The 13,154-nt window shown below is 67.6% G+C and carries 13 protein-coding genes; 3 read left to right on the plus strand and 10 right to left on the minus strand.

Going from position 1 to position 13,154, the window contains the following annotated elements:
* Positions 1–5 precede the first annotated feature (5 nt).
* The 5 genes from ACTXG6_RS11515 to ACTXG6_RS11535 form a co-directional block, all read right to left on the minus strand.
* Positions 6–800, minus strand: a complete 795-nt coding sequence (locus ACTXG6_RS11515) for an ESX secretion-associated protein EspG (protein WP_445187767.1) — start codon at positions 798–800, stop codon at positions 6–8.
* Positions 797–2,065: a hypothetical protein gene (locus ACTXG6_RS11520; protein WP_445187768.1), complete on the minus strand. Its 1,269-nt coding sequence runs from the start codon at positions 2,063–2,065 to the stop codon at positions 797–799. Before ACTXG6_RS11520 ends, ACTXG6_RS11515 begins: the two co-directional genes overlap by 4 nt.
* An 18-nt stretch (positions 2,066–2,083) precedes the next feature.
* Positions 2,084–2,686 carry a DUF3558 domain-containing protein gene (locus ACTXG6_RS11525; RefSeq protein WP_445187769.1) on the minus strand — a complete coding sequence of 201 codons (603 nt, stop codon included), beginning with the start codon at positions 2,684–2,686 and terminating at the stop codon, positions 2,084–2,086.
* A complete protein-coding gene (locus ACTXG6_RS11530) occupies positions 2,683–3,150 on the minus strand; it encodes a hypothetical protein (protein WP_445187770.1) in 468 nt (155 codons plus the stop codon). The genes ACTXG6_RS11525 and ACTXG6_RS11530 overlap by 4 nt, the downstream gene beginning before the upstream one ends.
* A 970-nt stretch (positions 3,151–4,120) precedes the next feature.
* Positions 4,121–5,065 carry an SDR family NAD(P)-dependent oxidoreductase gene (locus ACTXG6_RS11535; RefSeq protein WP_445187771.1) on the minus strand — a complete coding sequence of 315 codons (945 nt, stop codon included), beginning with the start codon at positions 5,063–5,065 and terminating at the stop codon, positions 4,121–4,123.
* Positions 5,066–5,237: 172 nt separating this feature from the next.
* Between ACTXG6_RS11535 and ACTXG6_RS11540 the strand changes: the two genes are divergently transcribed.
* Complete coding sequence (locus ACTXG6_RS11540; RefSeq protein WP_445187772.1) at positions 5,238–5,831, plus strand: TetR/AcrR family transcriptional regulator; 594 nt, start codon at positions 5,238–5,240, stop codon at positions 5,829–5,831.
* Between the two features lie 431 nt (positions 5,832–6,262).
* Here ACTXG6_RS11540 and ACTXG6_RS11545 read toward each other — a convergent pair whose 3' ends face one another.
* From ACTXG6_RS11545 to ACTXG6_RS11555, 3 genes are all read right to left on the minus strand, one after another.
* On the minus strand, positions 6,263–6,556 hold the full coding sequence (locus tag ACTXG6_RS11545) for an STAS domain-containing protein (RefSeq protein WP_445187773.1): 294 nt from the start codon (positions 6,554–6,556) through the stop codon (positions 6,263–6,265).
* Between the two features lie 278 nt (positions 6,557–6,834).
* Positions 6,835–7,497: a maleate cis-trans isomerase family protein gene (locus tag ACTXG6_RS11550; protein ID WP_445187774.1), complete on the minus strand. Its 663-nt coding sequence runs from the start codon at positions 7,495–7,497 to the stop codon at positions 6,835–6,837.
* 116 nt (positions 7,498–7,613) lie between these two features.
* Positions 7,614–8,945 (minus strand): MFS transporter, encoded by a 1,332-nt coding sequence (locus ACTXG6_RS11555; protein ID WP_445187775.1) that lies wholly within the window; start codon positions 8,943–8,945, stop codon positions 7,614–7,616.
* 183 nt (positions 8,946–9,128) lie between these two features.
* Here ACTXG6_RS11555 and ACTXG6_RS11560 point away from each other — a divergent pair, with 183 nt between their 5' ends.
* Positions 9,129–9,812 carry a GntR family transcriptional regulator gene (locus ACTXG6_RS11560; protein ID WP_445187776.1) on the plus strand — a complete coding sequence of 228 codons (684 nt, stop codon included), beginning with the start codon at positions 9,129–9,131 and terminating at the stop codon, positions 9,810–9,812.
* 27 nt (positions 9,813–9,839) lie between these two features.
* Here ACTXG6_RS11560 and ACTXG6_RS11565 read toward each other — a convergent pair whose 3' ends face one another.
* Together ACTXG6_RS11565 and ACTXG6_RS11570 are read right to left on the minus strand one after the other, a co-directional pair.
* Entirely contained in the window at positions 9,840–10,496 is a 657-nt protein-coding gene (locus ACTXG6_RS11565; RefSeq protein ID WP_445187777.1) for an efflux RND transporter periplasmic adaptor subunit, read from the minus strand.
* 79 nt (positions 10,497–10,575) lie between these two features.
* Complete coding sequence (locus ACTXG6_RS11570; protein ID WP_445187778.1) at positions 10,576–12,273, minus strand: DHA2 family efflux MFS transporter permease subunit; 1,698 nt, start codon at positions 12,271–12,273, stop codon at positions 10,576–10,578.
* A gap of 135 nt (positions 12,274–12,408) precedes the next feature.
* Here ACTXG6_RS11570 and ACTXG6_RS11575 point away from each other — a divergent pair, with 135 nt between their 5' ends.
* Positions 12,409–13,098 (plus strand): TetR/AcrR family transcriptional regulator, encoded by a 690-nt coding sequence (locus ACTXG6_RS11575; protein WP_445187779.1) that lies wholly within the window; start codon positions 12,409–12,411, stop codon positions 13,096–13,098.
* Positions 13,099–13,154 lie beyond the last annotated feature (56 nt).

The following is a 13,154-nucleotide window of genomic DNA, read 5'->3' on the forward strand; positions in this document are numbered from 1 at the left end:
CCCGGCTAGCGAACGGCCGGTTGCAGGTGGTCGACCAGCTCGCGCCACTGGTGCAGGAGGCGGGGCTTGTCCGTCGGGCACATCGTGACGGTGGGGCCTCGGCGCAGTTGGAGGAAGTAGCCGGTTTCGCCCTGGAGGAAGCCGACCACCCAGGGGCCCCGGCGGTCGGGGCCGGTGAAGCGGGCGGTGGCACCCAGTTGGCCGCCGGAGTTGATGCCGGTGCACATCCTGGCCAGTGACGATGCCTCCTGGCGGGAGATGCCGCGGTCCCGGAGCTGGTCGGCCAGGGACCAGATGCCGCCGTCCGCGGTGGCCGCGATCGCGTCGTCCAGTGCGGTGGCGGGGATGTTCACCGGCGAGCCGATGCCCGGCTCCACCTCGCCGAGCAGGTTGAGCAGGTTGGCAGCTACCCGGGAGCCGTCTACCGCCTGGAGGTCGAGCGGGGCGGCGCCGTCGTTGCTGATCACCACCACACCGTGGGTTCCGGCTACCGCCCCGAGGCCGAGGATCGGGCGCCGGGAGCCGGCGGGGTCGGTGAGCCGGATGTCCAGGTGGTGGTCGGCGTGCGCGAGGGTCCGAAGCAGGTGGGCCAGTACCGCGTTGGGTCGGGTGCCGTCGGAGAGGCCTCGGGCGGCTAGGGCGGTCATGGCCGTGCGGAGCAGGAGTCGGGCTTCGCGTTGGGCGGCCAGGGTGAAGCCGGGGCGGCGTAGGCGCAGCAGGAACGGTGGTTCGCCCAGGTCGAGCGACTCCCAGCTGGCGAGTAGCTCGGTCGGGGTCAGACGGATAGCGGACCCGGTCATGGCCGGTTCTCGTCGTCGTCCAGAACGGCGGGTACGACGTCGTCGTCCAGGTCGACCACATAGGGCTCGTCGCTGGGGATGAATGTGGTGTTGCGGTGTTCGCGGTCCTGACCGCCGGCGCCCGGTCCGCCCATCGGCATGCCGCCGCCCATACCGCCCGTGCCGCCGCCCGTGCCTGGGGCACCTCGGCCGCCGCCGGCTCCGGCCCCGGCCAGTTCGGCCCCGCCGGCCGGCGCGCGTCCGGCCAGGCCGCTGCCACCCCGCGGGGCGAGCTGGTGCTCGGGGCCGCCCAGGGCTGCGCTGATCTTGCTGGTGTCGAACCTGCCGGCACCCGGGTACGGGTTGCCGGTGGTGGGGGATATCGGGGGCAGGGGCGGTAGGTCCGGGGTGAGGGACGGTGTGGCGAAGCCTGCCCCGTAGCTCGGTGAGTGGCCGGTGGGCGCCGGTCCGAGCGGCGGTGGGCCGGCGGTCGCGGCGGGGTTGAGTGGGGTCCAGCTGCTCGGCGCGGTCACTGGTGCTCCGCCGGCGGGACCTGTGCCGGTGGGGTCGGCCGGGTGGGTAGCGGGTGCGCCGATGCCTGGGTGAGTGCCGCCTCCGGCGCCGGGTGTTGTGCCGCCGGGGTTGGTGTGGGCGCCGGGTCCAGCGTGCGTGCCGGTACCCGTCGCGCCGGGAGCCCCGCCAGTGCCGGGCGCGATGTGGTGGTTGGCGGCGGGGTGGATCGGGGCCGCTCCTGCCGGACCGGTCACCGGCGGCACCTGGTCGACCGAGGGGAAGTCGGCGATCGCCTGTTGGGTGTTCCGTTCGTGCGCCGCGTATGCCGCGAACGCGGCGGCTTCGGCTTCCTGATTCTGCTGGATGACCTTCGCGTGGTCCGAGTTGGTCCCGAAGATGTCGGTGACCCGGCCCCAGGTGGTCAGGTCCGGGACCTGCGCGGGAGCAACGATCTTCGGCTTCATCTCGGCGAACGAGCTGGCGTAGTCCTGTACGCGTCCACCGCCCGCCCCGGTGGCCTGGCCGCCCTTGTCCGCCCACTGGCCGACCTTCTGCAGTGCCGCCGCGGTGGCGTCAGCGGCCTGGCCGTGCCAGTCGACTCCCGCGCCACGCAGCGACTGCTGGATCCGGCCGGAGGAGCTGGTGACCCAGGGTTCGAGGACACCCAGCCCCTGGGCGGCGGACTCGACCACGCCGACGCCCGGTCCGCCGTAGACCTGGTCGTGCAACGCCTGAAGGGCCGATCCGTCGTCGTAACAGAGGTCCTCGGCCACTTCTCCTCCTCCTCGCCGCTAGTGGACCAGATTGCGCAGGTTGGCCACCATCAGCTCCGCGGCCTTGTTCGCCTGCTGACAGGCCACCTGATGACTGATACCGGGATAGTCACCGGCCAAGTTTCCGTACTGCACCTGGAGACTTTGCCCTGGAGCAACATCAACAAAAAGTGTGCAGTGTGTTTTCGGATTCTGGAGATTGGCTGTGGTCTGAACCGCAGGAAATCCGCCAACCGTGACTATCTGAGCGCCTGTGACGCTCCCCAAGTAGTACTCGGCGCCCTGCGTAAGGTTCGCTCGAGCAATCCAGATGTTGTCTGGCTTTTCCGCCGCGCCGTGCCAGAGACAGTCCTGACTACCGAGTCCGTCGTTATTCACGCTTGATACGCCGGGCTCGGTTCTGAACTGTCCGATCTGTGCCGGTATGAGCAAAGAACATGGGTCAAGCCCATTCAGTCGCAGTACCGACGGTCGGGGCGGCAGCAGTGACGTCGACGGCGAGGGAGTCGACGCTGTGGCGGGGGGAGCGGACGTGTTCGGCGGCGGAGGGCTTCCAGCGCATCCGGCGGTCACCATTACTGCCAGCGCCACCATGGCCCAGGCAAGCCGCCGCGCTGTCATCGACGGTCTCCATCGAGGCCGGGGAACAGGAAGCGCAGATCGCCGACAGCCGGCTGAGGCTGGGACGGTTCCGCGCTTGCTAGCGATTGGGCGAATGACAGCATCGCAGGGCCCGGAGCCGACGGCGAAGTGGGCACACTGTTCGGTGGAGGGTTGTCGAGCTGAAATTTTGTGAACGACGCGTTGATCTGGTCCTCGGTATGGCCGTAGCCCTTTGCCGTCTGCTCTAACTCGACGGCTGCCGCTTTCAACGCGTCTACGTAGGCGTGGCACTGGTTCATCAATGCGCTGATCTTGTCGTTGAATCCACCAGAGGCTTGCCTGGACACGTCGTCGAGCCCTGGTTCGCCCACCTGAACCCCCGAGGTTGCCATCTCGACTTTCCCTGACAACAGTCTCGACTCCGCGAGCAGGGCGTTGCGGATGTGCAGCACGTTCGCTGGGGTCACCTGCATCGCGCCCACGGTGGACCGCACCTCGGCGGCCGGGGACAGTCGACTGCCCATCGCACCAGTCATAGCCCGCAACGATAGAGCCCACCCGTCCCACGCAGGACCGTTTCGGTGGATCCGGGGGCCACCAGTGGGTCAGCGGCTGGATGTCGCCCGTGCATCGGCGACCGGGCTCACCCGCCCTGGCATTCCGCTGGCCGCTGCGTAGTTCGCGTTGGGGTCGGCCGCTCGGAATCGCCAACGCCTTGATTCTGACCGTATGAAACAGTCGGTTGTCAAGGCTGAACCTAAGGTATATCTGTCAATGTGAACGGTTGCCGCGGGACAGCTGCGCACCCGTTCGGCAGCAATGTCGACGAGAGAGGTGAGGCAATGCTCACTCTCTCGATCGGGTGAATCGACGTAGCATTGTCCACCTAGTGCTGGAGATCTTGATCACTGCAGGTCAAGCCTGTGGCGCGAAGTTCACACTCTGATAGTGGCAAGTGGCCCATTATTACGAGAGGTACTGTCCGTGTGAGTTCTGAGTAGCTCTCAGAATAGCGGATTTGATGTGGTTGAATCTGCACCGCTAAGTGGCGCACGCGGCGACGCTTAAGAAATTAAGGAGTGAGGTTGACCCGAGGTCTGAAGGCTACTGTTTCCAGCGTGGCTATTGCGCTGGCGATCACTGGCGTCGGCGCGGTGGGCACGGCCTACGCCGCCACCCCGGCCGATTCAGGAGCGTTGTCGGTTACCGCACAGGACCGGCCTCACCCGCCGCCCCCGCCGCCGCACAGGTTCCGGCAGCGGTTCAGGAGTCAGCAGGAGTGTCGGGCGCGCGCGGATCGCGACCACCGCGGCCGGCCGAGCGACTGGGACTGCCGGCGCGGGCGCGACCGGAACAACCCGTGGGAGTACTGGGGCCGCTGACTTCCAGTTCTCGTCCTGAGTTCCGGCCCTCGGCTTATCCAAGTCGGGGGCCGGAGCTCTTGGTGCGGTGTCAGCTGGCCAGGGTGTCTAGCGAGGCCTGCCACAGGCGGTCGGCCTTCTCGGGATCGAGAGCGTAGGCGGCGACGCCGCGGCGGATGCCGGGCTGGTGAGGGCCGGCCTCGTTGCAGTCCTCGAAGTAGTGGCCGCCGAAACCGTCGAGCAATGGTGAGCTGGCGAGCAGTACCGAGGTGGCCGCGCCCTGTTCGGGGTTCTTCCACGACACGCCGGTGCTGTTCGGCTCGAACGATGCTGGCGCGCCCGCCACGTCGCCGACATGGCGGCTGAGGTTGGTGCCGGGGATGCGGCCAGGGTTCAGCGCGTTGACGGTGATCCGGTCGGCGGACCACCGCTTGCTGGCCTCGACCGCGAACAGGATGTTGGCCGTTTTGGACTGGCTGTACGCCGCCCATGGCTCGTAGGGGTGGCGCTGGAAGTGGATGTCGTCGAACAGCACCTCGCCGTTGATGTGCCCGACCGAGCTCACCGAGACGACGCGGGCCCCGTCGGCCGCCGCCAGCGCGTGGTGCAGCCCGGTGGTCAGCGTGAAGTGGCCGAGATGGTTCGTGGCGAACTGCATCTCCCAGCCCTGGGGCGTGCGCATCTCCGGCGTGGCCATGATGCCGGCGTTGTTGACCAGGATGTGCAGTGGTCCGGCCCAGTTGGCGACGAACGCCGCGACCGAGGCCTGGTCGGAGAGGTCGAGCGGTGCGACCAGGACCTGTTTGTTGCCGGTGCTGGCGATGATGTCCTCGGCGGCGCGCTGACCCGCCTCGAGATTGCGCACGGCCAGTGTCACCTCGGCGTCTGCGCTGGCCAGGGCGCGGGCGGTCTCGATGCCGATACCGGACGCGCCACCGGTGACGATCGCGCGGCGGTCGGTGAGATCAATGCCCGCGATGACCTCGGCGGCGGTCGACTGCGCATCGAACGGGGTGGTGATGCGGTGGTTGGTCATGGGTGCTGCTTCTTTCCTGCTGGCGCGTCGCGGCCGATCGGTGTGGCTGCGCATCGGCGGTAGGCTGTTAAGCGGAGCCGGGTCCGGTAATTTCAGAATAAGTGGACGCGGCTCCGGATAGCAAGTGGAGTGCCGCCTCGGCCGTCCCAGCAGCCAGTGCCCAGGAGAGAACGTGTCACCCGAGAAGGTTCGGCCGCTGCGCGCCGACGCCAGGGTCAACCGCGACCGGCTGCTCGACGCGGCAGCTCGCGCGTTCGCCCGGGACGGCGCCGAGGCCTCGCTCAAGGCGATCGCCAAGGACGCGGGCGTCGGGATCGGCACGCTCTACCGTCGCTTCCCGACCCGTGAGCGGCTGGTCGAGGCGACCTACCGGAACGAGACCGCCAGGCTCTGCGCGGCGGCTCCCGATCTGCTGCGGGTCCGGCCGGCAGCTGAGGCGCTCCGCGTGTGGATGGACCACTTCGTCGACTTCCTGGCCACCAAGCGCGGCATGGCCGACGCACTGCGCGCCGTCCTCGTCGCCGACGGCGAACTGCGCATGCAGACCCGCGACCTGCTCACCGACGCACTGGCGACGCTCCTGACCGCGGGTATCGCGGAGGAGGCGCTCCGCCCGGACATCGATCCGAACGACGTGCTCATGGGACTGGGCGGCGTGACCCTCATCGCCGGCGAACCAGATCAGCGCGCGCTGGCCGGCCGACTGCTCGACCTGCTCATCGACGGCCTCCGATACCGGGGCCAGGACAACTCGCAGCCGGTCTAACCCCGTGAGCGCGCACGTTCATACGGCCGCAGTGCCCGAGAGATCTCGGTGGCCGGGAACGGTGTCTGCTTGCTCTCCTCGAGCAGGCGGCGCGGGGGTCTGCGCTCAGCTCAGAGGTAGCGGTGCGATGACCTGCCGACGCCGCCGACCGCCTCGTCGAGCCACCCGGAGAGCGCCCGCAACAGGCTCGCCGCGGATTCCGCCGAGGCGTCAGGTCCAAGATGCGGCTGAGCCCCTGAGCCCACCTCACTGGCCAACAATGTGGTCCGAGCGGTCGCTGTTCACGCGTAGTCCACTACTCGACTTCGCCGAAGTTGCTACTCGCGCGGACGGCCACGGAGATCTGCGCTCCGCGGTTCGAGGGGGTGTCACCACGGTGCGGAACCTCGGCGACCGCGGCTACCTTTCGCTGGGCCGCCGCCGAGCATGGTTTAACCCTGGTGGCGGGCGTGACCGCATGCGCGGTCGAGAGTCGTTTCGTGCGTGGTGGGCACCGTAATCAGCATAGGGAACCCCGCCGTGCTCAGCGCCCTGGCGATTGCCGTATTACGGGTGACCAGCACGGCAATAAGGTTGTCCAGGTAAGTGTAAAGTGTGGCCACCGCGGCGGACCCCATGAAATTGACCTGTGTCAGATCGATGATGAGCCGTGGGCAACGACTGATGGCACCCCGGACTGCATCGTGAAATGCGGTCGCATTGATCAGGTCGATCTCGCCGGTCACGACCACTCTCGGCTGATGGCCACGCTCGCGGAAGCTGACTGTCAATGGTCGCGTCATTACCCGCCCTTTCTGCCAACCACGCCTCTGCTCTCATGTAGCGGCAGAAGCGTTGCTGCGCTTAGATAGGGCATACCCGCTACTGCGGTATCTGAACATTTCTCTCGATGTTACTCGAGGTAGTCGCGTAGTCGCTGAGAGCAGGACTCTGAAACCGATCGCGGAGCAGGGGGTGTGATACCGCCTCGACGGCCACAACTACGCAGGTCACCGGCACGCCCTTACGCGAGCGCTCTGATGCCGCCGTCTGTTTGCGGGGTGCCGGACGCCAACAACTGGCCCCAGCCGGGGATGGTGGCGGGCGCACCGGCAACGTCGAGCGCCTTCCACAGGGTGGCCGAGACGCTGCAGAGAACCGGTATACCCAGCCGCTGTTCCAGCGCGGCCACGTGGGGCGCGCCGGCCACGTTGGTACAGACCACGGCGACCGCGTGCGGATCGCCTTCGGCGGCGGCCTGCTCGATCAGTTGCCGCACTCGCTCCGCCGGCACCCGACCGAAGTCGAGGTTGTCGGTAAGGCCCAGTTGTGCAGTGGTGACGCATTCGATGCCGTGTTCGCGATAGCGGGCCACGATGAGGTCGGTGACGTCGGCGGTGTACGGGACGGCGAGGCCCAGCCGGGTGACCCCGAATGCCCGAAACGCATCCAGCAACGCCAGCGTCGAGGTGGTCGCCGGGATGCCGGTGTCCTTCTCGATCGCGGCGCACAGCTCGAGATCGTGATCAATGCCGAGCCAGGAGCCAGCGGTGCCGTTCCACGCGATGACGTCCACCGCCGCATCCGCGAGCAGCCGGGCGGCGGTCAGCATGGGTTCGGTGTCGAACTGGCTGTTGGCATGGTCGTCCAGCGCGATGCGGGTCACCGGCACGCGGCTGACGTGCATCGACGTGTCGGTGCCGTGCAGGATCGCCGCGGTGACCGGCTCCAGGCTGGTGTTGGACGAGGGGGTGAGCATGCCGATGCGGGTGGGTCCAGCCATAACGTTGTGCTCCAACCGGCTCAGACGGGAAGGCGACGGGAATAGTCGAGTGACAGGTTGCACACTGTGAACAGCACGCCGGAACCGACGAAGAACAGCAGAGCACCGGTGTAGCTGCCGGTGGCGCCGACGATGAAACCGACCACGATCGGGGAGAGGATGCCGGCCACGTTGCCGCCCAGATTCATCGCGCCGCCCACGATCCCCGCGTTGGTCCGCCCGGCCAGAATGGACGGGACACTCCAGTACACGCCGGCCCAGCGCAGGAAGAAAAGCACCACGGACAGGAGGGCGACGGCTACCGGGGCGTTGGGCACGAAGGTGACGCCGAGCAGGGCGAGCACCACGAACACTCCGGCAGTGCCCAGCATGGTGCGCAGCACCAGGTTCGGCGACGCACCCGTCCCACGCCACCAGTCCGCGAGATAGCCGCCGACGAGTTCGCCGACGAATCCGGCGCCGTAGATGACCAGCGTGGAGAAACCGATGGCCTGAATGTTGAAGTGCTTGGTCTCCGACAGATAGAGCGGACCCCAGGTGAGCAGGCCGTAGAACACGCCGTTGAAGCCGCACCAGCCCAGGCACATCGCCCAGAACGAGCGGAACCGGGCGTAGCGAAGCAGGCTGACCCGTCCGCTCGGCTCGGGCGAGCCGGCGTCCTCCCGCGCATGTGCGGCCTCGATGTAGTCGATCTCGGCCGCGTTCGCACCGGGGTGCTCGCGTGGCACATTGCGGATGTACCAGGCAGCCAACAGCCCGATCAGGACGGTGGCAACGCCGGCGATCACGAACGCCATGCGCCAGCCGCCGGTCAGCACGATCAGCCAGGAGATCGAGATGCCGCCGATGGCGGCACCCAGTGGTGCTCCGCCGTCCAGCAGCACCGCACCGCGTCCCCGCTCGCCCGGTGTCATCCAGGTCGCGTTCAGCTTGCCGCCGGCCGGGTAGATCGGCGCCTCGGCCGCGCCGAGCAGCAGTCGGAACGACATCAGGCCGCCGAGACTTGACGCGCCGGCGGTGAGCGCTTGGGCGATGCCCCAGCCGGTGACCGAAGCGGCGACCATGATCCGAGGCTTGAGCTTGTCGACCAGCCAGCCGCCGGGGATCTGCATCAGTGCGTAGCTCCAGAAGAAGGCCGACAGGGCGATGCCGGTCGCTTCCTTGGAGATGTGCAGCTCCTTGGTGATCAGCGGCAGGGCCACCGAGATCGATCCCCGGTCGACGTAGTTGAGTGCGACCAGCGCGAGCAGCATGGTGAAGATCTTCCAGCGGACCCGGCTCCGCCTCCCGGTCGTCGCGGGGCGTGCGTCGTCGTCTGGGCGCTCGGTGGCCGTCTGGATCGGTTCTGCCATCGCTGAGGGTCCCTTCCGAGGCAGTTTGGTATCCCAAACTGTCCCTCCGAGACTTGCGAAGGGCACCGCCGCAGTCAAGGCGGAGACAATAAATCGAGGTAAAGTCCCGCTGCCGTCGGGCCGCGTCGCCGATCTGGAGATCGGTACCCTCGCGGAACCTATGCGCGATGCGGAGTGGCCAGAGTGACCAGTGAGCAGGTGCGGTCGCCGCTCGCCGCCGTGCGGGAGCGGGTGCGCGAGCAGCTCCGCGAGCGGATCGTGACCGGGGTGCTGCGCCCGGGTGACCGGCTGGTCGAACGTGATCTCGCCAAGGACCTCGGCGTCTCGCGGGTCCCGGTGCGCGAGGCGATCCACAGTCTCGAGGCGGACGGCTTCGTGGTGGTGCAATCCCCACGACGGGTGGTGGTTCGGCAGCTGTCCCGGGTCGACGTCGAAGAACTGTTCGACGTGCGGGAAGCGTTGGAAGTGCTCGCCACCGGGCTGGCCTGCCAACGCGTGGACCCACCGGCTCTGCGCCGCCTGAAGCACGAGGTCACCGAAGCCGCGCGAGCCCTCGCGGCTGGGAACGTCGCCCAGGCGGCGGAAGCCAATGTCCGATTCCACCAGGAGATCGTCACGCTGGCCGGGAACAGGCTGCTCCTGGCGATGCTGCGCCAGCTGGAAGATCGGCTGCGCTGGCTGTTCCGGCAGAACGAGGACTGGCACCGGCTGCAGAAGGAGCACCTGCGCCTGTACGAGGCGATCGCATCCGGGGATCCCGAGCTGGCGCGTGCCTGCTCGGCCGAGCATGTTCGGGTCAACCGCGCTCTCGTGTTGGCGCTGCTGTTCCCGGACGAGTCCGGCGCCGGCGATGCCAGGGCGGGCTAGGAGCGCCCTGGCCTCCGGGTCGGACCGTCAAGGTTTGTGGATGTGCACGTTTGCGTTCATGCCGGGCACCAGGGTGGCACCGTTGGGATTCATGATCGTGATCTTCACGGGTATGTACTGGTCAGTTTTCTGTGGGTTGGTCGGGTCGGTGTCCGGGCCGGGGAAGAAGGAGAACTCCCCGGCCGTGGAGGCCTGGATCTCCGCGACCCGGCCCGCGACGGTGATCCCCGGGAAGGCGTCGACCGAGATGTCGACCGGCCCGCCGACGCGGACGTCGCCGATTTCGGTTTCCGCCACCCGTGCGGTGAGGTAGATGCTGTTGAAGTCGTACGCGGTGGCCAGCCTGGTACCGGCGGTGACGTACTGGCCGGGAACGGCGTTTTTGACCGCGATGGTTCCCGCACCGGGCGACTTGATGACCCGCTTGGGTTGGGCGCCGGCGCCGACGTCCTGGATCCGCCCGACTACCTGGTTCTCCCGGATGGTCGATCCCTCCGTGACCGACCAATTCGCCAGCGTGCCGGTGCTCGGTGCGTTGATGTCGATCTGGTCGCCGTCGACCTGGGCGTTGTCGGTGGACACGTAGTGTCGTGAGTACGACAGATAGGTACCGGTGAACGCCGATGCTTCCAGCAGGCTCACCAGTGCAATGGCGACCAGCGCGACCTTTGTCGAGCGTTTCAACCTGCTCGACCGGTGTGGCGCACGCTTCATCATGTCCGAGCCCTCCGTGTACTGGCGCTGTGCAGTGAAGCCATGACTTCTAATGGACCATGGGCTTCTCGGCACCGGCCGTTGGCGCTCCCCGGCGAAGGAACAGCGCCAGCACCACGCCGGCCAACGTGACGCACCCGGTGAGAAAGAAGGCATTGCTGTAGGCCTCGGTCTGGACGTGCATGGAGAGTTGTTGCCACAGCGGAATCAGCCCGGAGGGTCCCTGTTCCTGCATGGCCACGATCCGCGGGTCGGCGCCCGCGCCGCTGCCCTGCAGCAACGCGGACCGGTCGGACATGAACTGCGCCTGGTTGGCGGTGACCATCGCGGTCAGCGCGGCCAGGCCGAAAGCCGAGCTCACCCGCTGCACGAGGGTGTTGACCGTGCTCCCGGAGTCCGCGACGTCAGGGGGCAGGGTGGAGAGCCCACCGGTCATGACCGGCATGAAGCCCAGCCCCAGCCCGGCGGCCATGATCACCATGCTGACGACCAGCTCGCCGCGACTGATGTCGACGTTGATCCGGGACAGCAGGAACAACCCGGTGGCGGTGAGCAGCAGCCCGATGATTGCCGGCCAGCGAGCCCCGAACTTGTCGTACAGCGTGCCGGCGAGCGGCATGAGCACGACCATCGTCATGGCCTGTGGGAGCAGGGTCAGCCCGGTGTTCCAGGGGGTCCATCCCTGCACGTTCTGCAGGAACGTCGGTATGTAGAACAGCTCCGCGAAGAACCCGACCGACAGCGTGCTGACCAGCAGCAGCGAGTTGACGAACGGCCAGTAGGCGAAGATCCGGATATTCAGCAGTGGGTGCTTGACCTGCAGCTCGACCACCACGAACAGTGCCAGCAGGTTGACCGCGAGTGCGAAGAGGATGAGAACCGGGTAGCTCGTCCAGCCCCAGCTCGAGCCCTCTTCCACGGCCAGCAGCAGGGAGAACAGGCTGCCAGCGACGCAGAGGAAGCCGACGAAGTCGAACGGCTTGCTCGGCTCACTGGGGACCTTCGCCAGCACAACTACGGCGGCCAGCGCGCCCACGATCCCGATCGGGACGTTGATGTAGAAGATCAGCCGCCAGTCGATGTACTCGACGAGGTAGCCACCGATCGTCGGTCCCACCCCCGGAGCGACGACCACGCCCAACCCGTAGAGGCCCATCGCGGCGCCGATCCGCTCCCTCGGCACCAGGCGGTACACCAGCGTCAGGCAGGTGACCGGAATCAGTCCACCCGGGATGGCCTGCATGATTCGGAAGAAGATCATGGTGCCCAGGTCGCCGGACAGACCACACAGCGCGGACGCCACGGTGAACAGGACCAATGACCAGATGTAGAGCCGTTTCAACCCGACGCGGGCGCCCAACCAGGCGCTGATCGGCACGATCACGCCCTCGGTCAGGGTGTAGGACGTGCTGATCCACTGAATGCTGTCGGTGCTGACCCCGAACTGCTTCTGGATCACCGGTATCGCGACGTTCACGATGCTGGTGTCCAGGATCGACATGAACATGCCGATGATCAGGACCACCAGGGGCAGGCCCCACCCCCTGGCCGGGCGCTGCACCTCCGGTTCGGGACTCAGCGGTGGCGGTGGTGGCGGCGACGGCGGGCCCGGTGTCCCGGACCTCGTCGACGCGGCCGGCGCCGGGCGGGCGACCACCGCGGTGGCGGTCCTCCCGTCGGTGCTCTCGGTCCGCTCGGTCTCAACGACTCCCGCGGCGCTGGCGCCACCGGTACCCGACGTTGACATAACTGCCCCTCGGTCAAGCTGCTGGAGCCGAGCGGCGCTGACCGGCAGGTATAAGTGGGGATGTAGCCCCGCTTACGCAACCAGTCTAATCACAGAAGTGGGGATGGGCCCACGTTTCGGGCTATGATGCAGATCATGCAGGTGGAGGGGAATTCAGGGCTGCGGCGAGACGCGGCGCGCAACCGGCAGCGGCTGATCGACGCCGCCGGCGAGGTACTGCAGGAACAGGGCCTGGACGCTCCGCTCGACGAGATCGCACGCCGGGCCGGGGTGGGCAACGCCACCCTGTACCGACACTTCCCGACCCGCGAGCGGCTGTACGAGGCGGTCTTCGCCCGGGCCGGCGAGGCGCTCGAGCGCGTCCTTGACCGGGCACTGCGGATGGACGACCCGTGGATTGCGCTCGCCACCTACTTCGACGAGGCCTGCGCGTTCATTGCCACCGACCAGGGCCTCTGCGACCTGATGATGCAGGGCATGCCCGGTTCCCCGGTGCTCAGCGAATTTCGGGTCAAGGCGGACACGCTCATGCAGACCCTGCTGGACCGAGCCCAGGAGCGGGGAGTGGTCCGTGCCGACATCCGCTTGACGGACGTGCTGTTCATCCTGTTCTCGCTGCTGCGAGTGGTCCCGGCGAGCGCGGCCATCTCCCCGGACGCCTGGCGCCGACACCTGGCGATCACGCTCGACGGTCTGCGTCCGCGCGCCGGCTCCGGCGAGCTTCCCCCGACCTCGCTGGACTACGAACAACTCGTCGAGCTCGGTCAACACTTCCATCAACGTCGGTTGCACCCGGTGCTGAACGGTTGCGCCCGGAGCGATTGAGCGGCGCCGGGCGACTCTGGCCGGTATCGGACTGACAACGACAACTGGCTCCCGCA

It is taken from the genome of Pseudonocardia sp. Cha107L01 (assembly GCF_052566575.1).

What these genes read in the sequence shown, in the direction of transcription:
- ACTXG6_RS11575 (WP_445187779.1), top strand. Translation starts at nt 12,409, where the DNA reads ATGCAGGTGGAGGGGAATTCAGGGCTGCGGCGAGACGCGGCGCGCAAC.
- ACTXG6_RS11555 (WP_445187775.1), bottom strand. Translation starts at nt 8,945, where the DNA reads ATGGCAGAACCGATCCAGACGGCCACCGAGCGCCCAGACGACGACGCA.
- ACTXG6_RS11515 (WP_445187767.1), bottom strand. Translation starts at nt 800, where the DNA reads ATGACCGGGTCCGCTATCCGTCTGACCCCGACCGAGCTACTCGCCAGC.
- ACTXG6_RS11570 (WP_445187778.1), bottom strand. Translation starts at nt 12,273, where the DNA reads ATGTCAACGTCGGGTACCGGTGGCGCCAGCGCCGCGGGAGTCGTTGAG.
- ACTXG6_RS11535 (WP_445187771.1), bottom strand. Translation starts at nt 5,065, where the DNA reads ATGACCAACCACCGCATCACCACCCCGTTCGATGCGCAGTCGACCGCC.
- ACTXG6_RS11550 (WP_445187774.1), bottom strand. Translation starts at nt 7,497, where the DNA reads ATGCACGTCAGCCGCGTGCCGGTGACCCGCATCGCGCTGGACGACCAT.
- ACTXG6_RS11525 (WP_445187769.1), bottom strand. Translation starts at nt 2,686, where the DNA reads ATGACAGCGCGGCGGCTTGCCTGGGCCATGGTGGCGCTGGCAGTAATG.